Source organism: Bacteroides sp. 51 (assembly GCF_010500965.1).
Taxonomy (GTDB): Bacteria; Bacteroidota; Bacteroidia; order Bacteroidales; family Bacteroidaceae; genus Bacteroides.
The window spans coordinates 268,941-294,400 of sequence record NZ_QVMI01000009.1 but is presented as its reverse complement, the minus strand read 5'-3'; the positions used below and the strand labels follow the sequence as shown (position 1 = coordinate 294,400).

25 protein-coding genes and 1 tRNA gene are annotated in these 25,460 nt (G+C 40.5%); 21 read left to right on the top strand and 5 right to left on the bottom strand.

The annotated features are described in order from the left end of the window. Positions 1–1,068 precede the first annotated feature (1,068 nt). The 10 genes from D0T87_RS09475 (at position 1,069) to D0T87_RS09430 (ending at position 6,789) form a co-directional block, all read left to right on the top strand. Entirely contained in the window at positions 1,069–2,259 is a 1,191-nt protein-coding gene (locus D0T87_RS09475) for a site-specific integrase (protein ID WP_163174886.1), read from the top strand. Positions 2,260–2,264: 5 nt separating this feature from the next. After that, positions 2,265–2,531 carry a hypothetical protein gene (locus tag D0T87_RS09470; RefSeq protein WP_163174885.1) on the top strand — a complete coding sequence of 89 codons (267 nt, stop codon included), beginning with the start codon at positions 2,265–2,267 and terminating at the stop codon, positions 2,529–2,531. 159 nt (positions 2,532–2,690) lie between these two features. Further along, the gene (locus D0T87_RS09465; RefSeq protein ID WP_163174884.1) at positions 2,691–3,644 is read left to right on the top strand and encodes a hypothetical protein; all 954 of its coding nucleotides are present in this window, start codon (positions 2,691–2,693) and stop codon (positions 3,642–3,644) included. Positions 3,645–3,856: 212 nt separating this feature from the next. Then, positions 3,857–4,150 carry a helix-turn-helix domain-containing protein gene (locus tag D0T87_RS09460; protein WP_163174883.1) on the top strand — a complete coding sequence of 98 codons (294 nt, stop codon included), beginning with the start codon at positions 3,857–3,859 and terminating at the stop codon, positions 4,148–4,150. Further along, positions 4,147–4,593 carry a hypothetical protein gene (locus D0T87_RS09455; RefSeq protein ID WP_163174882.1) on the top strand — a complete coding sequence of 149 codons (447 nt, stop codon included), beginning with the start codon at positions 4,147–4,149 and terminating at the stop codon, positions 4,591–4,593. Before D0T87_RS09460 ends, D0T87_RS09455 begins: the two co-directional genes overlap by 4 nt. A gap of 72 nt (positions 4,594–4,665) precedes the next feature. Further along, positions 4,666–5,607 carry a phage/plasmid replication protein gene (locus tag D0T87_RS09450; protein WP_163174881.1) on the top strand — a complete coding sequence of 314 codons (942 nt, stop codon included), beginning with the start codon at positions 4,666–4,668 and terminating at the stop codon, positions 5,605–5,607. 98 nt (positions 5,608–5,705) lie between these two features. After that, positions 5,706–5,966, top strand: a complete 261-nt coding sequence (locus tag D0T87_RS09445) for a hypothetical protein (protein ID WP_163174880.1) — start codon at positions 5,706–5,708, stop codon at positions 5,964–5,966. 55 nt (positions 5,967–6,021) lie between these two features. Beyond that, positions 6,022–6,195, top strand: a complete 174-nt coding sequence (locus D0T87_RS09440; RefSeq protein ID WP_163174879.1) for a hypothetical protein — start codon at positions 6,022–6,024, stop codon at positions 6,193–6,195. Between the two features lie 26 nt (positions 6,196–6,221). Continuing rightward, positions 6,222–6,569: a hypothetical protein gene (locus D0T87_RS09435; RefSeq protein ID WP_163174878.1), complete on the top strand. Its 348-nt coding sequence runs from the start codon at positions 6,222–6,224 to the stop codon at positions 6,567–6,569. Next, the gene (locus D0T87_RS09430) at positions 6,559–6,789 is read left to right on the top strand and encodes a hypothetical protein (RefSeq protein ID WP_163174877.1); all 231 of its coding nucleotides are present in this window, start codon (positions 6,559–6,561) and stop codon (positions 6,787–6,789) included. Before D0T87_RS09435 ends, D0T87_RS09430 begins: the two co-directional genes overlap by 11 nt. 306 nt (positions 6,790–7,095) lie before the next feature. Here D0T87_RS09430 and D0T87_RS09425 read toward each other — a convergent pair whose 3' ends face one another. Continuing rightward, positions 7,096–7,350, bottom strand: a complete 255-nt coding sequence (locus D0T87_RS09425) for a helix-turn-helix domain-containing protein (RefSeq protein WP_163174876.1) — start codon at positions 7,348–7,350, stop codon at positions 7,096–7,098. A 173-nt stretch (positions 7,351–7,523) separates the two neighbouring features. On the opposite strand from D0T87_RS09425, the gene D0T87_RS09420 reads away from it, so the two are divergent. Genes D0T87_RS09420 through D0T87_RS09405 form a run of 4 tightly spaced genes read left to right on the top strand, consistent with a single transcriptional unit; the run spans position 7,524 to position 8,744 of the window. Then, positions 7,524–7,688, top strand: a complete 165-nt coding sequence (locus D0T87_RS09420; protein ID WP_163174875.1) for a 1-aminocyclopropane-1-carboxylate synthase — start codon at positions 7,524–7,526, stop codon at positions 7,686–7,688. 19 nt (positions 7,689–7,707) lie between these two features. Then, positions 7,708–8,019, top strand: coding sequence for an SH3 beta-barrel fold-containing protein (locus D0T87_RS09415; protein WP_163174874.1), 312 nt, complete (start codon positions 7,708–7,710; stop codon positions 8,017–8,019). A 55-nt stretch (positions 8,020–8,074) separates the two neighbouring features. Next, positions 8,075–8,440, top strand: a complete 366-nt coding sequence (locus tag D0T87_RS09410; RefSeq protein ID WP_163174873.1) for a hypothetical protein — start codon at positions 8,075–8,077, stop codon at positions 8,438–8,440. After that, positions 8,430–8,744 (top strand): hypothetical protein, encoded by a 315-nt coding sequence (locus D0T87_RS09405; protein WP_163174872.1) that lies wholly within the window; start codon positions 8,430–8,432, stop codon positions 8,742–8,744. Before D0T87_RS09410 ends, D0T87_RS09405 begins: the two co-directional genes overlap by 11 nt. Positions 8,745–8,944: 200 nt before the next feature. On the opposite strand, the gene D0T87_RS09400 is transcribed toward D0T87_RS09405, so the two are convergent. After that, positions 8,945–9,028: transfer RNA gene (locus tag D0T87_RS09400), tRNA-Leu, on the bottom strand. A gap of 149 nt (positions 9,029–9,177) precedes the next feature. Between D0T87_RS09400 and D0T87_RS09395 the strand changes: the two genes are divergently transcribed. Further along, positions 9,178–10,260: a mannose-1-phosphate guanylyltransferase gene (locus tag D0T87_RS09395; RefSeq protein ID WP_163174871.1), complete on the top strand. Its 1,083-nt coding sequence runs from the start codon at positions 9,178–9,180 to the stop codon at positions 10,258–10,260. A 75-nt stretch (positions 10,261–10,335) separates the two neighbouring features. Here D0T87_RS09395 and D0T87_RS09390 read toward each other — a convergent pair whose 3' ends face one another. The 3 genes from D0T87_RS09390 to D0T87_RS09380 all read right to left on the bottom strand — a co-directional run bounded on the left by D0T87_RS09390 (position 10,336) and on the right by D0T87_RS09380 (position 12,547). Then, positions 10,336–10,740 carry an HIT family protein gene (locus tag D0T87_RS09390; protein ID WP_163174870.1) on the bottom strand — a complete coding sequence of 135 codons (405 nt, stop codon included), beginning with the start codon at positions 10,738–10,740 and terminating at the stop codon, positions 10,336–10,338. Positions 10,741–10,752: 12 nt separating this feature from the next. Then, on the bottom strand, positions 10,753–11,217 hold the full coding sequence (gene greA, locus D0T87_RS09385) for a transcription elongation factor GreA (RefSeq protein WP_163174869.1): 465 nt from the start codon (positions 11,215–11,217) through the stop codon (positions 10,753–10,755). A gap of 178 nt (positions 11,218–11,395) precedes the next feature. Beyond that, positions 11,396–12,547 (bottom strand): TlpA disulfide reductase family protein, encoded by a 1,152-nt coding sequence (locus D0T87_RS09380; protein ID WP_163174868.1) that lies wholly within the window; start codon positions 12,545–12,547, stop codon positions 11,396–11,398. A gap of 193 nt (positions 12,548–12,740) precedes the next feature. Between D0T87_RS09380 and pnp the strand changes: the two genes are divergently transcribed. From pnp to D0T87_RS09350, 6 genes are all read left to right on the top strand, one after another. Then, the gene (pnp, locus tag D0T87_RS09375; RefSeq protein ID WP_163174867.1) at positions 12,741–14,864 is read left to right on the top strand and encodes a polyribonucleotide nucleotidyltransferase; all 2,124 of its coding nucleotides are present in this window, start codon (positions 12,741–12,743) and stop codon (positions 14,862–14,864) included. A 196-nt stretch (positions 14,865–15,060) separates the two neighbouring features. Beyond that, complete coding sequence (locus tag D0T87_RS09370; RefSeq protein WP_163174899.1) at positions 15,061–15,594, top strand: RNA polymerase sigma-70 factor; 534 nt, start codon at positions 15,061–15,063, stop codon at positions 15,592–15,594. 121 nt (positions 15,595–15,715) lie between these two features. Continuing rightward, a complete protein-coding gene (locus D0T87_RS09365) occupies positions 15,716–16,648 on the top strand; it encodes a FecR family protein (RefSeq protein ID WP_163174866.1) in 933 nt (310 codons plus the stop codon). 174 nt (positions 16,649–16,822) lie between these two features. After that, positions 16,823–19,984, top strand: a complete 3,162-nt coding sequence (locus D0T87_RS09360; protein ID WP_163174865.1) for a TonB-dependent receptor — start codon at positions 16,823–16,825, stop codon at positions 19,982–19,984. Positions 19,985–20,003: 19 nt separating this feature from the next. Further along, on the top strand, positions 20,004–21,626 hold the full coding sequence (locus D0T87_RS09355) for a SusD/RagB family nutrient-binding outer membrane lipoprotein (RefSeq protein ID WP_163174864.1): 1,623 nt from the start codon (positions 20,004–20,006) through the stop codon (positions 21,624–21,626). Between the two features lie 500 nt (positions 21,627–22,126). Further along, positions 22,127–25,444, top strand: coding sequence for a SusC/RagA family TonB-linked outer membrane protein (locus tag D0T87_RS09350; RefSeq protein WP_163174863.1), 3,318 nt, complete (start codon positions 22,127–22,129; stop codon positions 25,442–25,444). The last annotated feature ends 16 nt before the right edge of the window (positions 25,445–25,460 follow it).

The following is a 25,460-nucleotide window of genomic DNA, read 5'->3' as shown; positions in this document are numbered from 1 at the left end:
CAATGGTAATATCGTGATTTTCATTCGCATCTATATTTTGTATGATGCGAAGATACGACAGTTTTATTATATGTGAAATAATTATGAACATCTACTTATCTTTAATGTTAGATTGCAAGCTGACAAGTTCGATTTTTATCTTCAGATTAACCTGGCCGCTAATCCCCGAAGTTACAAATATGAGTAAAATCAGATCAAAAAGATAGCATTTGCCCCATTTTAATTACATGCAAACTTCTTGAAAACCGTCAATGAGATGTTAAAATCAGGTATTAGGCTTGCTTATGCGGTGCATTATTGATATTTGGAAGTGCCCCAGCGCAATAATTTCTACACTTGAGCCGCGTACTGCCGACAGCACGCGGCTCAAGTATAGATAACACGCGGCTCAAATATCGACAGTCAAGCGCTCAAGTATCGACAGCACGCGGCTCAAGTATTCAGCGTGTTTCATTTTATAGATTTTCATTCTCTGGTTGGTCTGTTTTAAGCAAAGCAATTGAAGTGTGCATTTGCTGTATCTGTTTTTATTAGCGTATCTATTCGTAATTTATTTTATCGTATTTAGAACATTTAGACTGTTTATTTTATAAATTTAAATCTTTTCGATTTCTACAAACGTGATTCCTTTGCCATTTTTCCTTCTCTTTCTGCCCCAAGCCCGGAATTTGCAATTACCGCCCCATTCTATTATCAAAATGTCATTTTGTCTATACTTTGCCATTTCCAACAAAACCTTATAAAAAGGAAGTAAACGAAACTATATCGCATTTATCCTTAATATATCAACAAACCAACGAGTTGCGAGGGAAGAAAAAGAAAAGCGGAGAGAATTTTTCAACTCTCTCCGCTTCAGTACCCAGACCCGGTATGTACCGAACCACAAAGAGAACCGATTGGAATACAAAAGAATGAATATCAGACGATTGGACAAATAACATCTTCCCTTATTATCATAAAAAAGACCTTACTTTACCGTTTTGTTACACCTGTGTTACACCTAGAACAAAACAAAATATTATCTTTGTAACAAAGAGAAACCAAAGGAAAATAAAAACTTCTCATGTTATGGCAAAGAACGATTCCAGAGTAACAGACAACCCTAAATTGATGCAAAAGCAGCTATCTGACGGTAACTTCTCTCTATATCTAGATTACTACTTGGGTAGGGTTAACATAGCAGACCCAAACACGGGTGAAACAAAAAGTAAAGTTCAAAGAAAAAGAGAGTTTTTAAATCTTACGATATATGCTAGCCCTCGAACACCACTTGAACGCCAACAAAATAAAGAAACTTATGATCTGGCTAGGAAGATACGCTTTGAACGTGAGCAAGAAATGAAAGAGAGCCTCAACGGGTATCGACTAAGGAAAGACCGTACTATAAACTTTCTGGATTATTTTCAAGCCTATAACGATAGCTATACAAAGAAAGATATCAGGATGATGCAAATAGCACTCCAACGTTTTAGAGACTTCCTTAAAGACACCCCAGAGTATAATAAGTTTGCTATAACCATCAAACCAGAGCAGCTAAATAAAGATATGATGATAGCCTTTACAGAGTACCTGCAAAGTAGAAGTATTGGAGAGGGTGCAAAAAGTATCTACCAGCGTTTCAAAAAGGTTATTAACTATGCCATAGAGCATGATGTAATGATAAAGAACCCATGTGCCGGTATTTCTATCAAGGCTGATGAGCAGGCACTAAGAAAGGATGTACTTTCAATGGATGAAATACAAGCCCTCATTAACACCCACTATGACAATGAGAACCTAATTATAAGACGGGCTTTTACTCTTTGTCTGTACTGTGGTCTAAGATTCTGTGATGTAAAGGAACTCACCTACAAGAATGTGGATTACTCTAATAAGCTACTAAAGTTTGAGCAAAACAAGACAAAGGGGCATTCATCTGCAAGCGGTGTAATCATCCCTTTGAATGATAGTTTGCTTTCACTAATAGGAGAAATGCCAGCAGATGGAAACAAAGAAAGTCTCATATTCAACCTACCAACCTATGAGAGTTGCCTAAAGTCATTAAGACGCTGGGTTAAGCGTGCCGGAATAGACAAGCATATTAGTTGGCATTGTGCCAGGCATTCCTTTGCCGTGAATATCCTGAACAATGGTGCCAATATTAAAACCGTTGCAAGCCTTTTAGGCCACTCGGGATTGAAACATACAGAGAAATATACCCGGGCGGTGGATAAGCTAAAAGAAGAAGCAATAAACAGTCTACCTGAATTAAAATTATAAAGCAAATGAAATATTTTGGCAATTACATAGATGATGCCGTTATTAGAGAGGATGAGAGCGGCGACAGATACATAAAACTATGTGACGGGGACGGTTTAACAAATGAGCAGCTAGCCCATAAAAAAAGCAAAATAGCCTATGGTGGTGAAAGCTATGGATGTTTCCATATACCGCAGGAAATAACCAAAGAACAGTATGATAGCTTTGGCAAGACATGGAAATACGGTAAGGCAGCTAATGATATTATACCAATCAAAAGATCCTATGAATGATTTCTTTAAGAGTGTTTGTGAGGATATGAAAGAGGAAACACAGAGAGTTAAAGAAATAGTTATCTAGTCTCTACTCGATAAAGACGGGGTTATTTATATTCCTAAATCAGATTTAGATAAATTGAATGATGAGGCTATAAACAGCTAAAAGTATAAACAATGGAAAAACAATATTTGAGCCAATTTCTATCAGTATTTTTTGCTTTATCAGATGCAGCAACTTTAGAAACTGAACAGCTTGATGAAAGATGGGTAAAGTATCACACAAATAATCTTAAAAGATGCAGCGATGAAGCCTATAAACTAAACACAATTCCCAGAAGTAGTACATTATTGGATGATGTAATAAAGGAAGTTGAATCTAATTTCTATAAATATCCAGAGAGTAGAGAAACGTACTTAAAGCAAATACTTAGGTCGTTTTATGACATAAGCATCTACTTAAACATTTCAATACCAAAAGAATACATTGAAATGAATGGTAGCGTTTGGCTTAAAATAGGAAATACAAGATATAGCCCAAGACACGCTTATTGCCACAACTTACTTGAGCGCTATTGTAGATGGGAAGAACCAGGCTTAAACTATGAAGATGCAAACATGTCTGAGTCTTATATTATCCATTGCCATAGCATATTTGATAGCTTTTGGCTTTGGATAGATGAGATGTGCATTGACTTTGATATTGATTTAATAAAAATTCAGGAACAAATAGGGCTTACCACATACATAAGAGATAGGATGTCATTGAAGTGTAACAATTACAAGATTCCTGAAAAAGAAAATGATGACAAACATAATAAAGATATTAAATTTCCTAAAGAATTAGATACCGATAGAGCAAAGAAATATTTCCAGAAAGCCATTGAAGCTAAATTGATGATACAAACAAACACGGGCTACAAATGGCTATTTGGTGCCACCAAAGGTAAAGTCAGATTAGCATATTTTACAGAAAAAGTATTTTGCCCCAATCGTACAGACTCATACCCAGAGACAGCCCTAAATAGTATCTTTGGTGTAAGTCGGTTGCAAAGTGCATTAACTCAAATGCACGATGCTAAGAAGCCTCAGAAATGGAAAGATGATATAGATTGCATATTTAAAGATTGAATAATTTAAGCACCCAAGTTGTTGAGGTGCTTTTTTAATGCACATTATAATGCACATTTAGACACTCTGTCTTTTGTTTCCTTTTGCCTATACCTTTGCCCTTGTAATCAGATGGTAATAGAGAGTACAAGCCTATACCCGAAGATTACACGGCAAAGACGGGATAGCCTTGTACCTATTCTCTGACAGCCCTACCCTCTAAAACAAATGGTATGAATAAAGAGGAACAAAAACAGATTGTAGAGCAACTAACTGAGAACACAATCTTTTGCACAAAAGAAGTACTAACCAGCGATGAGGCCGCCCGATACATGGGCATATCAAAGAGCTATCTTTATAAGCTCACAATGAGACGACAGGTATCACACTTTAAGCCTATGGGCAAAATGTGTTATTTCAATCGTATCGAGTTAGAACAGTGGCTACAACAGAACCGGGTATCTACCAACAGCGAGATAAGTCAAAAAGCACAAGCATACTGTATGCAGAAAGGAGGTGCTTTATGATACTCACCGACTACTATCTAATGAAAGAAATAAAGGTGCTTAAATCTCACCGTTTGGATTGTGTAGCCTCAACTGGCGGTTACCTACCTTTTGAAACGATAGCCCAACGGGCAAGAGATAAGCGCTTTTTCCTGTACTACAATGGAGTACCCGACACCTTTTCAGTCAACGCCCAGAGAAAAGCCGATCAGGCAATAACCAATGGTGATAACATAAGCAGCGTGTTTACTCCTGATCTTGAAAACCCGTTATTTGGATACGGTGATACTAAAGGTACCAATGACGCTTTGCTCTTCCTTTTCACTCCGGACTACAAACAGCTTGAAATATTTGTTGCCCGTGGATATAAAAACAATGTGAAAGGGTTATTCAATCTCTTTCTTGATGGTGAGCTATTAGATGAGATAGAGCAGATCAGGAAACAAGTTGAATGTAAAGAATGAAAAATCGGGAAAAGTGAGATAAAATCCACTTTCCTATAATAAGTTGTAAATGGTTACCGATTCAGTAACGCTATGTATGATAATTTGGATTTTAAGATAAGAAAAGGCGATACCGGTAGTATTGACTTCCTGAGTGAAACACCGTGCTACTTTGATGTAACAGGCGAGCACCTATTTGAGGGTGGCACGGTGATCACCGGTAATCTTGATGGCTATAAGGTAACGGTAAGTGAAAACGGGGTAAACCTAACAGATGGAAGCCTATGTAAATATTATCTAGGTGACAACTTCCAAACGCTTGGCCGGGGTGATACTGAAAGAGCGATAGAAAAGCTATCAGACACTTTGCACTTGCATGTAGGTAAAGCCGCTGTTTCCAGAATAGACATTGCTCAAAACTTCATTGTGAAGCAACCGATAGAGAACTACTTTAACCACTTGGGCGAGCTGCCATATTACAAGCGGTGTCCAATGCTAAATGAGGGTAGCCTCTATTACTTCAACTATAAGAACATTATAGTTTTCTATGACAAGGTGAAAGAGCAGAAGGCCAAAGGTAGGCCGATTCCAGAACTATATCAAGGCAGATATACATTGAGGTATGAAACCCGCTACAAACAGCGTTTACCCTCTGTATTTGGAGTTGAAAAGGTTACAGGTGCTTTGCTTTATGATGAGGCTTTCTACATTGATCTGGTGAAGCGATGGAAAAACGCCTACCAGACTATTAAGAAGATAAACGATGTATCACTAAACTTTGAGATAATGAGAAGCAAACAGGAACTTTATAAAATGGGTGTAGTCTCACTCATCGAACAGCAAGGAGGTCAGATCACAGTACTGGAACAAATCAATGAAGCTCAAAAGCGCGGCGATTTAACCAGAAAGCAAGCCTATGACTTAAGACAAACTATAAATGATGCCTGTAAGGCAAAAGTCGGCTTAACGGTAAAAAATGAAGCTATTGAGGAACTTGATAAAAAGGTGAAAGAGGCTACCCGATTTTACCGATAAAACACAGTTGCTTATAATAAGTTGTAAATGGTTACCGATTTGGTAACGGTAGCCTATAATTCAATAACCAATAATAACTAATTAAAAATTTTACAATTATGGAAATGAGAAAAGAAGTCAGAGACAAAATCGACAGTTGGTACGGGTATAATTCTGCAAACAACTACATGGAAGAAATAGCATACATGGATAACATGAGTGTTCCTGAAAATAAAAGAGCTCAATTTATGAGTGAATGGAAAGGAACCCCGGCAAGAGGAAGATATGAACGTATCCAAAAGATCATTAACGGTGAAGAGATTTTCACACAGGAAGAAGTTGATAAGGCCGTAGATACTATGTTGAATGAGTTGTATTAACAAAAAAGTAAAGCCTCCACTATCACAAGTGGGGGCATAACCCAAAAAACAAGTTATGAAACCTATTAAATTATCAAAAGCCATGAAATCTAAGTTAATGGCTGCTATTGCAACCGGTACGCTTGATCTTGAGCAACACCCAGAACTTATGCAGGCTTGCATGGAACAATTAAAGATGAAACCTTTATCCCGGGAAAAAGCACGGGAGATCATGAAAGCGATTGAATAACTATAATAGTTTGTTTTAGTATTGATATGGCAAGAAATAAGAATGACGGTAAAGGTAGGATAGGTGGCCGGGGCAAAGGTACTCCCAACAAAGTTACAACCGATTTGAAAACATGGATTTCCACTATACTAGATAATGGCAGAGAACAATTTGTCTTAGACATGGGATTATTGGAGCCGGCTGAACGTATCAGGGTGTACACAAGCCTTGTAAACTATGTCCTACCAAAGCAACAGGCTGTAAATGTACAAAATCAGGTAGAAGCAGAATATGATGCTCTTGCAAAGCTGATAGAGAAAGCCCCTGATGAGTTTGTAGATAGAATAGCCGCCAAAGTTATGGAACTACATAAATTAAATAAAGATGATGAATAAGAATGAGAACCGGGATTTACTAATGAACTTTGCCAAAGGAGGAAAGAAGAGGTATTTTATTTGGTACACGGTTATCAATGGCGAGATAGAAATATTCTCTGGATGTTCCTGTTATGGTGAGGAACCGGGCTTTATTTATCCTATCAGTGAAAAGATGAGGCGACCTGATGAGGAAGTTATAGCAGCATTTGAGAAAAGAGCACAAAGAGGCTTAAAATGAGAAATGCTATATTGAACACAAAGGGCAGCCCGACTAAAATTAAGACTGAATAGTGCATTTATACTATCCAGTCTTAATTTAATAAAGCGAGAAAAAGCGTTCCCCAATAGTGGATACATGAAGATTTTTCTACTATCATAACGCATGTAAGAAAGACGGTTTCTAACACCCTTTGAAGATTTATCGAGGGTCATTCACGCGGGTACGGTAAGATCACGGTAAGGGTAAAAACCAAATGAGCCCAGACGAATCCAAACAACCCAGAGGGTTATATTAGAACCTTGCAAACCCTTATATTGAAAAGAACTATTCAGCTTTGATCATTATTGACTTCCCACAATGAGGGCAGGATAAAGAGGCGGTATCGGTCTTTGGCTTCTCAAAGAGTTCAGTCACCGGGACATTAAGTGCATTAGCTATTTTTTCTAATGTTTCAAGTGATGGGGTAGTTTTCCCATTGGCAAGATTACTCATTGTGGGTTGAGCTACACCAATCATTTCAGCAAGAGATACTATTGTTACCCCTTTTCCTTTAGATACTTCTTTTATTCTTAGTTCCATAATATAATGTTTTTGTTTATAGTGCAAATATAGACAATTATAACATGATGCATTATAAATAATTGTTAAATATATTGTTTTTATTAATATTTTTATTCATTTCGTTTTGCGGATATAATCTTTTACTTTATATTTGCATTATAAATATAACGAATTACATAATAGTAAGCCTTATGACAAAAGAAGTTTTAAACCAGATGTGTGAAGAATACCAAAGAGTTCTTTCGATGAATGAAGAAGAAGTATTCACCATGTATGAAGAAAGCAAGTCAGAGTGTATCGCTTCTTTTGAGGCTGAGATTGACTATTGGGAAAATCATTTTGGATATAGATATTAAACATTTAAAATACAGTATTATGAAGAATTTTAGAAGTAAAGTATTCAAGCAGGCTTATGAGATGGTAGCCTCAACCGGTAAGAGTTTCCAGGTGTGTTTAGCCAAAGCGTGGGCTATTTACAGGCTCTCTAAGCGAATGAAGAACGAGATTGTAACCTTTGCTTATGAGAAAGCAGACGGCACGCTACGTAAGGCAAAAGGGACTTTGAAAGACATTCAGAACCTTATCAAAGGTACCGGCACAGAGAATAATAAAGCTATGAGATACTTTGATGTTGAGGCTAACAGCTTTAGAAGTTTCAAGGTTGAGAATTTAATCACAGTATATTAATCACCCACGGGGGTATCCAAAATTGGCGATACCCCTACCACAAAGATATAACAATATGGAATTTTCAGATTTACAGCAACAGTTCAAAGGATTTACAGCAAGCCAGATTTGCACCCTTGCAGCGTATGGTAGAGATATTTTGAGTATTGCCGGTATTCATTTACTAGCTTCAAACTTAGTGAGCCTCGCTACCGTAGTATTAATCTCTGATGATATAGATGCATCCACCTATAAAGATGAAATAGCTTTTCTATTGCAGATAGCTAAAAGAACAGAGGATCTATCGGATGAATGTTGGCATCAACGCAAAACCCCGTTAGGGTTGACCGGGATTGATTTTGATAATAGCAGATTCCAGATGGGAACAGTGAGTGAGCTTTCAGAAGTAAAACGGATTGAAAATACAGATTATGACAACTGAAATAACAAAAGACTTAGAAGCTATAAAAGATTCATCGGCATTAAAAGACGATCTATGGATACAATTAGAGAATTTATGTAAAACCATAAACGTTGTTTGTAGGGGTATTCAAGATGATCTTTATTTATTTGATAAGAATTATAAAAGAAACCATTTACTAGACCATATAGAAGAATACACTTTTCAAATAGGTACGCTTGCAGAAATAATTGAAGAGAAGATACCACACAATGATCTAGTTGATATTGCTAATATTATTCATGGTTTGGTAGCAGCAAATGAAAAGGAAGAAAAGATATGCTAATCATGAAGTATAGCTCAAAATAAGAGAGAGGCGGCCGGTTGGTTTGCCTCTTTTCTTTTGGGTGTTACTAAATCAGTAACGGTACAACAAAAATAGGAAGATTTAGCCTAAAAGTAAGTCAATGGTTGAAATGTTACACCTATGTTACACCCATTAAAAGAAAAACGCCTGATAATCAAACGATTAACAGGCTATTTTTGTACCCAGACCCGGGGTCGAACCGGGATGGAAGTGAATCCACTGGTGTTTGAGACCAGCGCGTCTACCGATTCCGCCATCTGGGCTTAATTGCGGTGCAAAGATATAGATATTTTTCAATACTACAATAGTTTTTGCTAAAAAACGACTAAAAAAGAATAAAACATCCACGTCCAAGGGGATTCTTTATAAAATATATAGTACATTAGCAGAAACTTTTAAAACCGTTTATAAGATGGCCAATAAAGACAATTATTGCGTAATTATGGGTGGTGGAATTGGCAGTCGTTTCTGGCCGTTCAGCCGTCAAAGCCTCCCAAAACAGTTTCTAGACTTCTTCGGAACAGGACGTTCCCTTCTACAACAAACATTCGACAGATTCAACAAAATTATTCCAACAGAAAACATTCTGGTAGTGACCAATGAAAGGTATGCCGACCTGGTTCGATTTCAAATACCCGAATTAAGGCCAGAACAGGTACTATTGGAACCTACACGTAGAAATACCGCCCCCTGCATTGCATGGGCATCCTATCACATTCGTGCGTTAAATCCGAATGCCAATATTGTTGTTGCTCCGTCAGACCATCTGATACTTAAAGAAGGTGAGTTTCTGGAAGCAGTAGAAAAAGGGTTAGAATTCGTTGCCAGATCGGAAAAGCTACTCACATTGGGCATTAAGCCGAATCGCCCGGAAACCGGCTATGGGTATATCCAAATTGCTGAAAAAGAAGAAGAAAATTTCTACAAAGTAAAAACATTCACCGAAAAACCAGAACTGGAACTAGCCAAAGTATTCCTCGAAAGCGGAGAATTCTACTGGAACTCCGGCCTCTTCTTATGGAATGTAAATAGCATTATCAATGCCGGCGAGAAAGCATTACCCGAGCTCGCTAATATCCTGAAAAAAGGCGAAAGGGTATATGGCACACCAGAAGAAAAGATATTCATTGACGAAAACTTCCCATTGTGCCCTAACGTATCTATCGACTTTGGAGTGATGGAAAAGGCCGACAACGTATACGTATCATTGGGCGACTTTGGATGGTCGGACCTTGGAACCTGGGGATCACTCTATGACTTATCACCCAAAGACGAGAGTCAAAATGTTGTACTCAAAGGTGAATCATTGATCTACAACAGCAAAGACAATATTCTAGTTTTACCAAAGAATAAACTCGCTGTTATTGAAGGGCTTGAAGGCTATTTAGTAGCCGAGTCCGAGAACGTACTCCTCATCTGCAAAAAGGACGAAGAACATGCCATCCGCAAATATGTAAATGACGCTCAAATTAAATTGGGCGAAGAATACATCTAGGAAAGACAATATAAAAATAACGGCCGGTTCTCTTTAAAGAACCGGCCGTTATTTTTTATCTTAAAGCGACATGTTTTATGCCTTACTACCCCATGCTTCGTTTATAGCTTTAGCGATTGTAGCAAATTCTTCGCTCGAAAGCTTCAATTTGGGATTAGATATAATTATGTCCGATTCTTTATTGATCGGAATAAGATGAATATGAGCATGAGGCACCTCAAGCCCGATAACCGACACAGCTACCTTCTTGCAAGGAATGGCTTTTTCAATGGCACGAGCTACGCTTTTAGCAAAAACATGCATCTCAGCTAAAGTTTCATCATCCAGATCAAAGATATAATCCACCTCTTGTTTAGGAACAACTAAGGTATGCCCCTTTACCAATGGGTTAATATCAAGAAATGCGTAGAACTTATTATTTTCCGCAATCTTATACGAGGGTATCTCACCTGCTATAATTCTGCTAAAAATTGTTGCCATAATCGGTAATTCTTAAAATGAAATACTTACAACTTCAAGGCTGACCTGCCCCTGCGGAACTTTAATTTCAGCAACATCACCCACCTTTTTACCCAAAAGTCCTTGAGCAATGGGGGTACTTACTGAAATCTTACCTTCTTTCAGGTTAGCTTCACTTTCAGACACAATGGTATAAGTCATTTTCATACCATTTTTCACGTTTTTCAGTTCTACCTTGTTTAAAATCTGTACTGAATCTGTCTTCAATTTAGATTCATCTATGATTTTGGCTTCGGCTATCGTTTCTTTTAGTTTACTGATTTTCATCTCAAGTAAACCTTGAGCCTCTTTGGCCGCATCATATTCTGCATTTTCAGACAAATCGCCCTTATCACGGGCTTCTGCTATCTGCCTAGACATCTCAGGACGATTAACTGTTTCCAAGATTCTTAGTTCCTCAACTAATTTCTTGTAGCCTTCTTCTGACATATAAGCCATGGTTTATTTTCCTCCTTAGTTTTTTTATATTAACGGTCATATAAACAAAAAAGAATTCCAACATGATTCATGCTGGAACCCTCTCTCTCAATATTTCTTGTGCAAAGATAAACCTTTAAATAATGCGAGTCAAGTAAAAACGACTGCTTTGTAACATATTTAAAGGATTTATTCTGAATTATAACAAACCCTTAATTGCTACATCAATATCTTTCACGTTTTCACCTCTGACCTTCAGCTCATTACCCTTGTTGATCAGGAAATAAGTCGGCACTTCCTGTACACTATAAATGGCTGCAAAGCTAGAGTAAATACCATTCGGGTCGCGAACTCCAATCCAAGGCAGATTGCCCGCTACCGTTTTCCAGTAATGCTCGTCAGCATCCAATGACACCTGATAGATTTCCAAACCCTTATCGGCATACTTATCATAAAGGTCATGTAACCAGAAGTTATGTGTAGTAGATATAGCCGTTTGATAAACCGTAAAATCTAAAAGAACAACTTTGCCTTTCAGTTCTGTCAACGAACGGACATTACCCTTAATATCTTTCAACTTAATGTCAATTAATGTAGTTTCGCTAATCTTATCAGGGTCAAGTTCAAGAACCTTTTCTTTTGGAGCACGTGTATTCTTCATTCCCTTAATAGCAAGGTTAGTCAGATTCTTCGTGCGTGTAGCATGTGGATAATAATGTGCCCAACTGGTTGCCACTGCACCAAAACACTTAACATCATCCCGGCTACTCAACGGATCGAAGATCAGATAACCGTTTGCCCGTTGAAACAAAGCGTAATATGCAGATGCGGTATTAGGAGATGAGAAAATATATTTAACTTTCACTTCATCTTTATACCCATTAAGCAAATCGGTCAACCGGGTTTGCAACACTTCATTATCCAGATAGCTATTTTGAGCTTCCTTAAACAATGCATTCATATCTTTCTGGAGTTGCATTTGCCTCAGTGTAAGCTCTTTAATTTTCTCACTATCAGGCGATCCGGCAACCTTATATTCCGTAGTAAACCCTGTAAACGGAGCCGTAATAGTCACCGTTTCAGTAGAATCTACAGAGAAATTGATCACTTTATCTTCTACCCTCAGGCGATAGAATTCCGGAGACTCTGACTTGGGTTGTTTAAACTTGAATGAGCCATCGCCTTTCAGTTTCACCGAATCGAGCACTACTACCCCATCAATCTGAGAAGCCTCAAAATAGAGCTTCTTTCCATCCGCATCGGCCACACTACCATCTACGGTAAATGTAGAGCCGGAATTACATGCACTCAACAGTAGCACAACAAGGGCGAGAAACGATATTTTTTTCATATTGCGTATTGATTTTAGAAGTGCAAATATAAGTCTTTTAGAGATTAGTCAAAGCATTTTGCCTTGTTCTTCACTACAAAAAAGCGAAAAAACAAAAACGAAGGTAACTTTTTATCTCATTTTCACCGTTTTAGAAGGATTATTGTATATCTTTGCACGAATTTTGAAAGAAAAATAGTATAAAACATTTTTTATGATCAACCCAATTGTTAAGACGATCGAGTTAGGAGATGGCAGAACCATCACACTCGAAACCGGGAAATTGGCAAAACAGGCGGATGGTTCCGTTATGCTTCGCATGGGAAACACCATGATGCTAGCCACTGTATGTGCCGCAAAAGACGCAAATCCCGGAGTAGATTTTATGCCACTTCAAGTGGAGTACAAAGAAAAATATGCTGCCGCCGGACGCTTTCCGGGAGGCTTCACTAAAAGAGAAGGAAGAGCCTCTGATTACGAAATCCTTACTTGCCGCCTTGTCGACCGCGCTCTTCGCCCACTTTTCCCTGATAATTATCACGCAGAAGTATTCGTAAATATCATCCTGTATTCAGCCGACGGTATAGATATGCCCGATGCTTTGGCAGGACTTGCAGCCTCGGCTGCACTTGCCGTTTCGGATATTCCTTTTAACGGTCCGATCTCCGAAGTTCGTGTAGCCCGTATCAATGGCGAGTTCGTTGTAAACCCAACGTTCCAGCAATTGGCAGAAGCTGACATGGATATCATGGTTGCTGCTACCTATGACAATATCATGATGGTAGAAGGCGAAATGAAGGAAGTATCGGAAACTGAACTTCTGGAAGCTATGAAAGTAGCTCATGAAGCGATTAAAGTACATTGCAAAGCACAGGTAGAATTAACAGAAATGGTTGGTAAAACGGTAAAACGAGAATATAACCATGAAGTACATGACGAAGACCTTCGCAAGCAAGTACGTGAAGCATGCTATGATAAAGTTTACGCTATAGCTGCATCAGGTAGCAACAAGCACGAACGTCACGATGCATTCGCTGCAATCCGCGATGAATTCAAAGCACAACTCAGCGAAGAAGAATTGGCTGAAAAAGGCGCATTGATCGACCGCTACTACCACGATGTAGAAAAAGAAGCCATGCGTCGTTGCATCCTTGACGAGGGCAAACGCCTTGATGGTCGCAAGACTACAGAGATCCGCCCAATCTGGTGTGAAGTAGACTATCTGCCAGGTCCTCACGGATCAGCGGTCTTCACTCGTGGCGAAACTCAATCACTGACTTCTGTAACGCTGGGAACAAAACTAGACGAGAAGATCATTGACGATGTATTGACACACGGAAAAGAACGTTTCCTGTTACACTATAACTTCCCTCCATTCTCAACCGGAGAGGCCAGACCACAACGCGGTGTAGGCCGTCGTGAAATCGGACATGGTAACCTTGCCCACAGAGCATTGAAAGGAATGATTCCTACTGATTTCCCATACGTAGTACGTGTAGTATCAGATATCCTTGAATCAAACGGTTCATCTTCTATGGCTACTGTATGTGCAGGAACACTTGCATTGATGGATGCCGGTGTACAAATCAAGAAACCTGTATCAGGTATCGCTATGGGATTAATCAAGAATGCCGGAGAAGACAAATATGCCGTACTTTCCGATATCCTTGGTGACGAAGACCACTTGGGAGACATGGACTTCAAGGTAACCGGAACAACCGAGGGTATTACAGCTACTCAGATGGACATCAAAGTAGACGGTTTGTCATTCGAAATCCTTGAACGTGCATTGAATCAGGCTAGAGAAGGTCGTATGCACATTCTCGGTAAGATTACTGACACCATGTCGGCTCCACGTGCGGATATGAAAGATCATGCTCCACGCATCGAAACAATGATCATTCCTAAAGAATTCATTGGTGCAGTAATCGGACCGGGTGGAAAGATTATTCAGGGAATGCAGGAAGAAACCGGAACTGTTATTACTATTGAAGAAATCAATGGTACCGGTAGAATCGAGATCTCCGGAACAAACAAACAAAGCATTGACAATGCTACCCGCATAATCAAAGGTATTGTTGCTGTTCCTGAAATTGGTGAAGTTTACAAAGGAAAAGTACGTTCAGTAATGCCTTATGGTGCATTTGTTGAGTTCCTTCCTGGAAAAGACGGATTGTTACACATTTCGGAAATAGACTGGAAACGTCTGGAAAATGTTGAAGAAGCTGGAATTAAAGAAGGAGATGAAATTGAAGTAAAACTACTCGATATTGATCCTAAGACTGGCAAATTTAAACTTTCAAGAAAAGTTTTATTCCCACGTCCTGAAAAGAACTAATATCAGAATGTAATAAGGAAAAATTATTGTTTTTCCACTTTAAGCCCAACTAGCCACTAGTTGGGCTTTTTCATTTAAAACGAGTGAAAGGGAATAGAAAATATGTTATAATCCCCTTGTATAATCCAAAAAGGATACGTTCCTTTGTCATAGAAAACCTTTGTTTTAAATGGCAGAAATACGTGAACAACATACTATGACCATCTTCTCCGAGTTCTTTGAAAATAACAAAGAGAAGTTCCTGTCATTTGCATACTCCTATATCAGAAATAGAGCAGATGCAGAAGATTTACTTATGGAGTCCATGATAGCTTTATGGGAAAACCGGGAAAGATGGGGAGAAAGTGCCAATCTGCATGGTTTGTTATTAACCATTATAAAAAACAAAGCACTCAACTATCTGGCTCACGAGCAAGTGCGCTTGCGGGCAGAAGAAAGCATCAACAGCCACAAGCAGCGCGAACTGGAACTACGCATTTCTACTCTTGAAGCCTGTGACCCTGAATCTATCTTCGACTCAGAGATACAACAGCTTGTCAACAAGGCATTAAGTCATTTACCTGCACAAAGTCGGCGTATTTTTATACTCAGCCGGTATCACAATGCGTCCAACAAAAAAATAGCCGAGCAACTAGGTATTTCAGTTAAAAGCGTAGAGTTTCACATGACTAAAGCGCTGAAAAAACTACGCGAGGAACTGAAAGATTATCTTTTTTCCATCTTTTTTTAAAAAAGTTTGGTTTTCCGTTAGGGTAGCAGCCAAGTTACCTGTTATATATACAGATAGGGAAAAAAGATTGTTCGTACAGAGAGAGAGAAACCATTAACTTAGATTAGAGAAGGGTAACCCGATGAATCAAATTATTTTGCACAAGTATTTCAAAGGTATTGTATCCCAGAAAGAAGAAGAACTCATTCTCGAATGGGTAGAAGCTTCTGAGGAAAATAGAAAGGTATTCCAGAAAGAGCGTATGTTATATGATATATCGCTTTTCTCGAATGAGAAACAACAAACAAAGGTAACAAAGAATGGCCGTATACTATATATGGCAAAGTGGAGTTTTCGTGTAGCAGCTTCGGTGCTGATTATTTTAAGTTGCGGTCTTTTATTTAATGAGTATAAGTACAGCCAATCATCGCAAATTCAAGCGATTACTGTCCCTGCCGGACAACGTGCAGAGATTGTACTGGCAGACGGAACCAAAGTATGGCTGAATGCCAGGTCAACACTGACCTATGCAGCCAACTTTGGAAAAGACAGCAGAAACGTGGAATTAGATGGAGAGGCTTATTTTGAAGTAGTAAAGAATTCTAAGATGCCTTTCTTTGTGAATACCGAACATAATAAGATAAAGGTAGTAGGAACCAGTTTTAATGTGTCGGCCTATCAGGGAAGCAACGAATTTGAAACTACATTGGTAGAAGGTATAGTCGATATATACAACCGTGAGGATGATAAGATGATTACCAGATTAACAAAAGACCAGTTTTTTGCAGCCAATGGCGGCAACTACCAGAAGAAGTACCTTCACTCGTACGAGTTTCTTAGATGGAAAGAGGGATTATATTGTTTTGATGATACACCATTTAAGTGTCTTCTGGATAAACTGGAAAAATATTACAGCGTGAACATTACGGTAGAAAGGCCGAATATACTCGACTACCAATGTACCGGTAAGTTTAAAGAAAATGATGGTATAGAACATATTCTTAAAGTAATTCAGAAAGACCACATTTTCTCTTATACCATAAATGAGAACAAAGATTCAATAGTCATTAGATAAACATACATAAAAGCCTTAGATATAGTACTAACCCTTTAAAACAGAATAAAAAATATGATGAAATAAGAAATCAATCCCCCCAAAAAGGAATCGGAAAGTACCCCCATACTTCCCGATTCTAAACAGTCACAAATCGACCTTAATCAATTTATTAACTTAACACATTACAAAGATATGAGAAAAATTTCTTTGCAGGGACTATTTTGCCCAAAAAGTTTTGCTTTTAAGCAAATACCACTGACTTTAAAGATCACTTTAACCTTTCTTTTACTGGTTTCATTCCAGGTTTATTCTGCCAACAATTACTCACAAGATGCTCTTTCCATTGAACAGAACAAGGTGTCTATCAAAGGAGTAGTTACCGATACCAAAGGTGAACCTATCATCGGAGCAAATATTATCGAGAAGGGGACAACCAACGGTACAATCACTAATTTTGATGGTTTTTTCACACTGGAAGTCGAAAGTAATGGAGAATTGGTGGTTTCATATATCGGATACCAACCTCAAACCATTTCTGTAGACGGAAAGACTGATTTTACGATTCGCTTAGATGAAGAAGCACTAACTCTTGAGACTGTGGTGATTACTGCAATGGGTATCAAGAAAAAAGAGGCTTCTCTTACGTATTCTACCCAACAGGTAGGTGGCGATGAACTGGTTCGTGCCAAAGATCCCAACATGATCAACTCGTTGGCTGGTAAAACTGCCGGCGTACAGATCAACCGGAGCTCATCGGGTTTGGGCGGTTCTGCTAAAGTTAACATCCGTGGTAGCCGTTCAATCAGCGGAAACAACCAACCACTATACGTAATTGATGGTGTGCCTATGCTTAATAACTCAAACGAACAGGCGTCTACAATCATGGGTGGTACAGCCGATGCCGGAAACCGCGATGGTGGTGATGGTATTTCCAATCTTAACCCGGATGATATCGAAAGCATGAGCATCCTGAAAGGCGCCTCGGCAGCAGCACTTTATGGTTCACAAGCTGCGAATGGTGTAATTCTGATCACGACCAAAAAAGGTAAAGCCGGCTTGCAAAGAGCGACCTTCTCTTCAAATACCACCTTCGACCAGGCCATGCTATTGCCTAAGTTCCAGAATAGTTATGGAATGGACGATGATAAAACAAGCTGGGGATCAAAAGCAGCGCTCAAAGATTATGATAATGTGGATAATTTCTTCCGCACAGGTGTAACAACCATCAACTCTTTCTCATTCACTAAAGGCAGTGAATCGCTCCAAACTTATTTCTCGTATGCTAATACATACGGCAAGGGAATTACAGAAGGCAATTCTTTGACCAAGCATAACGTTAATTTCCGTCAAACGGCTAGTTTCTTTAACGACAAGTTAACACTGGATGGCAATGTGAACTTAATGCAACAAACGGTAAAGAACCGTCCGACAACGGGTGGTTATTATATGAACCCGTTGGTAGGTTTGTACGGTTTCCCAAGAGGTGAAGATCTTGGCAAGTACAAAACAGACTTTGAAGTTCATGATGACGCCCGGAATATGCCTGTCCAGAACTGGTATACACGTATCTCCGGATTCGAGCAGAACCCCTATTGGATCACTAACCGTATTCTCAGTAACGACAAACGCTATCGCACGATTGCCAGTTTAAGTGCAAACTTAAAGATCAACAATTGGTTAAGCATTCAAGCACGTGGTACGGCCGATTATGTCAGCGATAAATACACACAGAAGATGTATGCATCAACAGCTCCTGAAATTGCCGGTACTTATACCCCCGAAGGATCGAATGTAGGATATGCAAACGGCCGCTACATTAATCTTGACCATTCGGAACTATTGATTTATGGTGATGTGATGGCCATGTTCAATAAAACATGGAACGATTGGGCATTGACTGGTGCCGTAGGTGCAAGTATCAATAATACAAGGGTGAATTCTCTACGCCTCGATTCTAAAATCGCATCGTTGTATTATCCCAACGTATTTACAGTATCTAATATTGTAATGAATACGAATGCACATACTGACGAGAGCATAGATGAAAGACGTGAAATGCAATCTTTATTCGGTACAGCCCAGTTAGGTTGGAAAGAGAGTGTCTATTTGGATGTAACAGCACGTAACGACTGGTCGTCAACGTTGGCTTATACCAATAACAGCAGTTTCTTCTATCCGTCGATAGGTCTTTCATGGGTATTGAATAATACGGTTTCTTTGCCTTCATGGATTTCATTTGGTAAGGTGCGTGGATCATGGTCACAAGTAGGTAACGACCTTCCTTTATTCTACAGCAGACTACAAGACAGGATTGTAGCAGGTGGTGCTATTCAAAGTAATGACCGTGCTCCTTTCGATGAATTGAAACCTGAATTAAGCTCTTCTTTTGAAGTGGGTACAGAATGGAGATTCTTCAATTCGCGTTTGGATCTTGACTTTACGTTCTATAAAACAAGTACCAAGAATCAGTTGTTAACCTTACCTTCTTCTGCAGGTGCCCTTTACAAATTCTATATGGTAAATGCAGGTAAGATTGAAAATAAAGGTTTCGAAGTTACAGTAGGAGCAACTCCGGTAATGACAGAAAACTTCCGTTGGAAAACCGGAATCAATTTCTCGACCAATAAGAATGAGATCGTTAAACTTCATCCCGAACTGAATAGCTTCATTTATGGTGACGAAGGGTTCTCAATGAACTACGCTATGCGTTTGGAAGAAGGCGGTTCTTTTGGTGACATCTACGGATGGAAGTTCGATCGTGACGAAAGCGGCAAGATCAAGCTAGATGATAAAGGTTTACCGGCAACTATCGGTAGTGGTAATACCGAAAAGGTGGGCAACAGCAATCCTGACTGTATGTTGGGTTGGAGCAACACTTTCACTTACAAAGGATTCTCACTGTATTTCCTTATAGATGCACGCATGGGTGGCGATGTATTGTCACAGACACAGGCCGAACTTGACTTCAGGGGTGTAAGCGCCAATACCGGTAATGCCCGTAACAGGGAGTCTGTTGAGATTGGCGGACAGACATTTAAAGACGTTAAAGCATTCTACCAGCATGTAGGTTCACGTAACAGTACTGTGACCGAGTATTATATGTATGACGCAACCAATGTTCGTTTGCGTGAAGTATCGCTGGGTTATTCCTTCCCAAGAAGAATACTAGAGAAAACGAAAGTATTCCAGGGCATTGACCTGTCATTGATTGGACGCAACTTGTTCTTCTTCTATAAAGACGCTCCATTTGATCCGGATGCAACCATGTCGACCGACAATAGCTGTCAGGGTGTTGATGTGTTCGGTATGCCAACTACAAGAAGCATAGGTTTCAATGTTAAATTCACTTTCTAACTTAAACAACGATACTATTATGAAAAATAAAATCAAATATATAGCAACATTCCTAATAGGAGGTCTTATTAGTTTCTCGGCTTGTACTGATAAATTCGAAGATTACAATACCGATAAGACCGGATTCCCTGAAGATAAGCAGGAGTATGATTTCAATAAATATGGTGTGAACACCCAGATTATACAAAAAGGTATTTATTTCAATTACAACTGGGGGTCTGGCGTAAACTGGCCGTTTCAGATCATGCAGAACCTGGGTGCCGATATGTATTCCGGTTACTTCCACGACTGTGCCAAGGGGCTTTTTGCAGCAAACTCGGCTTACAATCTGAATGAAGGTTGGACTTCTAGTAACTGGGTAAATACGTATGGTTATATTATGCCGGCCATTTACAGGTCCGAACAATTGACAGAAGAAGAAGGTTACCCCTCTTTCCTTGGCATAACCAAGATATTGAAGGTGGCTACAATGCACCGTATCGCCGACCAATACGGTCCGGTAGTTTACTCTAACTTTGGTTCTAAAACCGGTTCGGATCCTGAATCATTGAAAGATGCGTATTACAGCTTCTTCACTGATCTGGAAGATGGTATTAAACTTGTCAAAGATTTCGTTGCGGCAAATGCCGGAATAGAATCATTCTATAAGTTCGACATTCTGACGAAGACCAGAACCTATGATGAGTGGCTGCGTTTTGCCAATTCACTCCGTCTGCGCCTGGCTATGCGCATCTCCAATGTTGACAGTGCAAAAGCTGCGGCAGAAGTAAAGAAATGTTTTGATAGCGGAATCGGGTTCCTTGAACCGGAAACACACATGATCGCCGTTTCTACCGTAGGTAGTGGATATTCCAATCCGCTGGGTGAGATCAACAAAGGTTGGGGCGAGGTGTATATTAATGCAAGCATGGAATCGTTCCTGGTAGGTTATAACGACCCACGATTGCCAAAATATTTCGACCCGGCTGTTGGTGCCGGCGACGGAGTATATCTATTCCCCATCGCAGGCACTTACAAAGGCATCCGTCAGGGAATCAATGTAGCTCATGGCAATTATAACAATCACTCCAAAAGTACCGTATCACAATCGACCAATGCGATACTTATGACACCGGCCGAGGTTTGCTTCCTTCGCGCAGAGGCCGCTCTAAGGGGATACAGTACAGATAACGCTAAGGAATACTATGAAAAAGGTGTCGAAGCATCGCTTTCCCAATGGGGTGTTGCCGGTTTGCTGAACGATTATTTAAACAGTGAAAGAATACCTTCTGATTTCAAAGATGCTTTTGAATCGCGGTTTGACGTCGATGCCATGACCGATATCACTCCTAAATGGGATGAAGCCGATAGCAACGAGAGAAAACTGGAACGCATCATTACCCAGAAATGGATTGCCTGCTATCCCGAAGGTGCAGAAGCATGGGCAGAACAACGCCGCACCGGATATCCTAAGTTATTTAAAGTATACGAAAACAACAGTAAAGGAACGATTGATACCGACATCATGATTCGCAGGTTGCCTTTCCCTGCTACGTTGCAAAGCGACAATCCGGATCAGTACAACAAGTTATTACAATTATTAGGCGGTGCCAATGATGGCGGAACGCGTATTTGGTGGGATGTTCCACAGAATAATTTTTAATTCGCTTATGTTAAACGGTGTTTTCTCCGTATTAGTTTGAGGGAGAAAAGATTGCAGATGAGGAGTAAAGTCTTGGGGGGCTTTACTCCTTCTCTTTTGAGAACCTGTTCGGAAAGCAAGTAGATCGCATGGAAAAATGAGCCAGTGCCTCAGCAATGCTGAGCCAGTGCCTGAGTGGGTCTGAGGCACTGGCTCAGTCTACCTGAGGAACTGGCTCAATCTACCTCATGCACTGGATCAATCTACCTCGTGTACTGAGTAAATCCGGTTGATGTACCGGCTCAATCAGATTGATCTACTACATGCATGACATTGCCCCACTGGCTGAGGGAGATTGTCCCACTGCTTGAGGGAGATTCAGCCCATGGCCGGGGGAGATTGAGCTACTGCATATTGACCGCATAAAAATTACCTGTTAAAAAACACATAAATTGGTTATTTCGTACTATCTTTACTGCATTATTCCTTAGTATTCTAGATTAAAGCAACTATTACTGGCTATGAAAAGATATTTAATTGCCTTTTTAATCCTAGCTTGCCTTTGCCCAATATACGCCCAAAACGCCAGAGTTAAAATTTCCGCGTCGCCCGTCAGGATTGGTGAGTTACTTGAGCAAATCGAGTCGCAGACCGAGTATTTATTTGTCTACAACAAAAAGAATGTAGACGTCAGGCGCACAGTAAACATCAGCACCGACAGCAAAACAACATCCGAGATTCTTGACGAAGCCTTCCGGGGTACAGACATCGGATACGTTACGGAAGGAAACAACATTGTCCTCACCAGAAGCATTGAACACACCACAACACAGCAAAACTTTGTTACCGTCAAAGGACTGGTTACGGATATGAAGGGAGATCCCATTATCGGCGCCAACATCATTCAGCAAGGATCGGGCAGCGGCACCATTACCAATGCAAGCGGACATTTCAATATAGATATCGACGGAGACGTTTCATTGCTTGTATCCTACATGGGCTACAAGTCGCAAATCGTTCCCGTGAATGGAAGAACCCAGCTTACCATCCGGTTGGAAGAAGAGGCCCTCGCACTTGAAACCGTAGTAATCACCGCAATGGGGATCGAGAGAAAAGAAGCATCACTTACCTACGCCACGCAACTCGTCGAAGGAAACGAATTAGTCCGTGCCAAAGATCCCAATATGATTAACTCATTGGCCGGAAAAACATCCGGCGTACTCATCAACCGCAGTTCATCGGGAATTGGCGGATCAGTTAAAGTCAACATCCGCGGAAGCCGCTCCATCAACGGCAACAACCAACCGTTATACGTAATTGATGGTGTGCCCATGCTGAACAATTCCAACGAACAGGTCTACACCATTCTCGGCGGATTGGCCGATGCCGGCAACCGCGATAGCGGCGATGGCATTTCCAACCTTAACCCCGAAGATATTGAATACATCAACATCCTGAAAGGAGCCTCGGCCGCTGCACTATACGGTTCGCAAGCCGCCAATGGCGTAGTCCTGATCACCACCAAGAAAGGAAAAGCAGGCGTACAAAGAGCAACCTTCTCTTCGACCATGACGTTTGACCAGGCCATATCGTTACCCAAATTCCAAAACAACTATGGAATGGACGCCAATAAAAGAAGCTGGGGAGAAAAAAAGAATCTCACCGACTACAATAACGTAGACAACTTCTTCCGTACCGGCCTAACCGCCGTCAATTCATTCTCCTTTACCAAAGGAAGCGAAACCCTTCAAACCTACTTCTCTTATGCCAATACATATGGCAAGGGCATAGTTGAGGGCAATTCCCTGAACAAGCATAATATAAATTTCCGTCAAACCGCTTCGTTCTTTAACGAACGCCTCACACTCGATGGAAATGTAAACCTGATGCAGCAAACACTAAAGAACCGCCCCACCCCGGGAGGATACTACATGAATCCACTGGTTGGCTTATACAGTTTCCCCAGAGGCGAAAACCTGGGCGAGTACCAAACTAACTTCGAAACATTCGATAACAGTAGAAATATGAACGTCCAGCATTGGTATAAAGACATTGATGCTTTTGAACAAAACCCATACTGGATTACCAATCGCATACTCAGCAAAGACCAACGCTATCGCACCATAGGCAACCTGAGTGCAAACCTGAAAATAACAAACTGGCTAACCCTTCAAGCCCGTGGTACGGCAGATTACATCAGCGACAAATACACCCAAAAGATGTATGCCTCCACAGCGCCCGAAATTGCCGGTATTTATATTCCCGAAGGCTCAACAGTAGGATATGCCAACGGCCGCTACATCAATCTCGACCATTCGGAACTACTCCTTTACGGAGATGTAATGGCCATGTTCAGCAACACGTGGAATGACTGGACGCTGTCGGGAGCAATCGGTTCCAGCATCAACTCTACCAGGGTAAACTCCCTGCGTCTGGATTCAAAGCTCGCTTCTCTGTATTACCCGAACGTATTCACCGTGTCCAACATCGTGATGAACACGAAAGCTTATATTGATGAGAAGATTAACGAACGCCGCCAGTTGCAATCCATCTTCGGAACCGCACAATTAGGTTGGCGGGAAAGTGTTTACCTCGATGTTACCGCCCGCAACGACTGGTCCTCGACACTCGCTTTTACGGAGCATAGCAGTTTCTTCTACCCCTCTGTCGGCCTGTCATGGATAATCAACAATACGCTACGTCTTCCCTCCTGGATCTCATTCGGTAAAGTCCGCAGTTCATGGTCGCAGGTGGGTAATGATTTACCGTTGTTCTATAGCCGATTACAAGACAAGATCATAGCAGGTGGTGGAATACTAAGCAACGACCGGGCTCCATTCGACAAATTAAAACCGGAGCTAAGTTCTTCATTCGAAGTCGGCGCCGAGTTGAAGTTCTTCAACCACCGTTTAGACTTTGACTTTACCTTCTACCAAACGGATACGAAAAACCAACTGCTCACCTTACCATCTACCGCCGGCGCTTTATACAAATATTACATGGTAAATGCCGGAAAGATAAGGAACAAGGGCGTTGAAATCACCGTGGGAGCCACTCCCGTGATAACAAACGACTTCCGGTGGAAGACATCCATGAACTATTCCAGCAATAAAAACACGGTTGTTGAACTGCACCCCGACCTCAGCAGCTTTGTTTACGGCGAAGAAGGCTTCTCCATGAACTACGCCATGCGTTTGAAAGAAGGTGGTTCGCTGGGAGACATCTACGGGTGGAAGTTCGACCGCGACGAAAACGGGACCATTAAACTTAACGATAAAGGTTTACCCCTAAGCATCGGTAGCGGCAATACAGAGAAAGTGGGCAACAGCAACCCCGATTATATACTGGGTTGGAGCAATACATTGTCATACAAAAGATTCTCTTTATACTTCCTGATCGATGCCCGCGTAGGTGGCGATGTATTATCACAAACCCAGGCCGAACTGGACTACAGAGGTGTTAGTGCCAACTCGGGCAAGGCACGCGACAAGGGATATATAGAATATGGCGGACAAAGATTTGAAGACATTGCCGCATTCTACAGCCATATCGGTGCACGCAATAGTACAATCACCGAATATTATATGTACAGTGCCACCAACGTACGCTTACGCGAACTATCTCTGGCATATTCTTTCCCAAGAACGATGCTTGAAAAAACAAAAGTATTCCAAAGCATCGACTTGTCATTAATAGGGCGCAACCTGTTCTTCTTTCATAAAGACGCTCCTTTTGATCCGGACACCACCATGTCTACAGACAACAGTTGCCAGGGGGTCGATGTTTTTGGTATGCCAACAACAAGAAGCATAGGCTTCAACGTTAAGTTTACGTTCTAACTCGTTAATAGTGTAT

Coding starts and splice junctions, on each gene's coding strand:
- D0T87_RS09475 (WP_163174886.1), top strand. CDS start 1,069: ATGGCAAAGAACGATTCCAGAGTAACAGACAACCCTAAATTGATGCAA.
- D0T87_RS09470 (WP_163174885.1), top strand. CDS start 2,265: ATGAAATATTTTGGCAATTACATAGATGATGCCGTTATTAGAGAGGAT.
- D0T87_RS09465 (WP_163174884.1), top strand. CDS start 2,691: ATGGAAAAACAATATTTGAGCCAATTTCTATCAGTATTTTTTGCTTTA.
- D0T87_RS09460 (WP_163174883.1), top strand. CDS start 3,857: ATGAATAAAGAGGAACAAAAACAGATTGTAGAGCAACTAACTGAGAAC.
- D0T87_RS09455 (WP_163174882.1), top strand. CDS start 4,147: ATGATACTCACCGACTACTATCTAATGAAAGAAATAAAGGTGCTTAAA.
- D0T87_RS09450 (WP_163174881.1), top strand. CDS start 4,666: ATGTATGATAATTTGGATTTTAAGATAAGAAAAGGCGATACCGGTAGT.
- D0T87_RS09445 (WP_163174880.1), top strand. CDS start 5,706: ATGGAAATGAGAAAAGAAGTCAGAGACAAAATCGACAGTTGGTACGGG.
- D0T87_RS09440 (WP_163174879.1), top strand. CDS start 6,022: ATGAAACCTATTAAATTATCAAAAGCCATGAAATCTAAGTTAATGGCT.
- D0T87_RS09435 (WP_163174878.1), top strand. CDS start 6,222: ATGGCAAGAAATAAGAATGACGGTAAAGGTAGGATAGGTGGCCGGGGC.
- D0T87_RS09430 (WP_163174877.1), top strand. CDS start 6,559: ATGATGAATAAGAATGAGAACCGGGATTTACTAATGAACTTTGCCAAA.
- D0T87_RS09425 (WP_163174876.1), bottom strand. CDS start 7,350: ATGGAACTAAGAATAAAAGAAGTATCTAAAGGAAAAGGGGTAACAATA.
- D0T87_RS09420 (WP_163174875.1), top strand. CDS start 7,524: ATGACAAAAGAAGTTTTAAACCAGATGTGTGAAGAATACCAAAGAGTT.
- D0T87_RS09415 (WP_163174874.1), top strand. CDS start 7,708: ATGAAGAATTTTAGAAGTAAAGTATTCAAGCAGGCTTATGAGATGGTA.
- D0T87_RS09410 (WP_163174873.1), top strand. CDS start 8,075: ATGGAATTTTCAGATTTACAGCAACAGTTCAAAGGATTTACAGCAAGC.
- D0T87_RS09405 (WP_163174872.1), top strand. CDS start 8,430: ATGACAACTGAAATAACAAAAGACTTAGAAGCTATAAAAGATTCATCG.
- D0T87_RS09395 (WP_163174871.1), top strand. CDS start 9,178: ATGGCCAATAAAGACAATTATTGCGTAATTATGGGTGGTGGAATTGGC.
- D0T87_RS09390 (WP_163174870.1), bottom strand. CDS start 10,740: ATGGCAACAATTTTTAGCAGAATTATAGCAGGTGAGATACCCTCGTAT.
- greA (WP_163174869.1), bottom strand. CDS start 11,217: ATGGCTTATATGTCAGAAGAAGGCTACAAGAAATTAGTTGAGGAACTA.
- D0T87_RS09380 (WP_163174868.1), bottom strand. CDS start 12,547: ATGAAAAAAATATCGTTTCTCGCCCTTGTTGTGCTACTGTTGAGTGCA.
- pnp (WP_163174867.1), top strand. CDS start 12,741: ATGATCAACCCAATTGTTAAGACGATCGAGTTAGGAGATGGCAGAACC.
- D0T87_RS09370 (WP_163174899.1), top strand. CDS start 15,061: ATGACCATCTTCTCCGAGTTCTTTGAAAATAACAAAGAGAAGTTCCTG.
- D0T87_RS09365 (WP_163174866.1), top strand. CDS start 15,716: ATGAATCAAATTATTTTGCACAAGTATTTCAAAGGTATTGTATCCCAG.
- D0T87_RS09360 (WP_163174865.1), top strand. CDS start 16,823: ATGAGAAAAATTTCTTTGCAGGGACTATTTTGCCCAAAAAGTTTTGCT.
- D0T87_RS09355 (WP_163174864.1), top strand. CDS start 20,004: ATGAAAAATAAAATCAAATATATAGCAACATTCCTAATAGGAGGTCTT.
- D0T87_RS09350 (WP_163174863.1), top strand. CDS start 22,127: ATGAAAAGATATTTAATTGCCTTTTTAATCCTAGCTTGCCTTTGCCCA.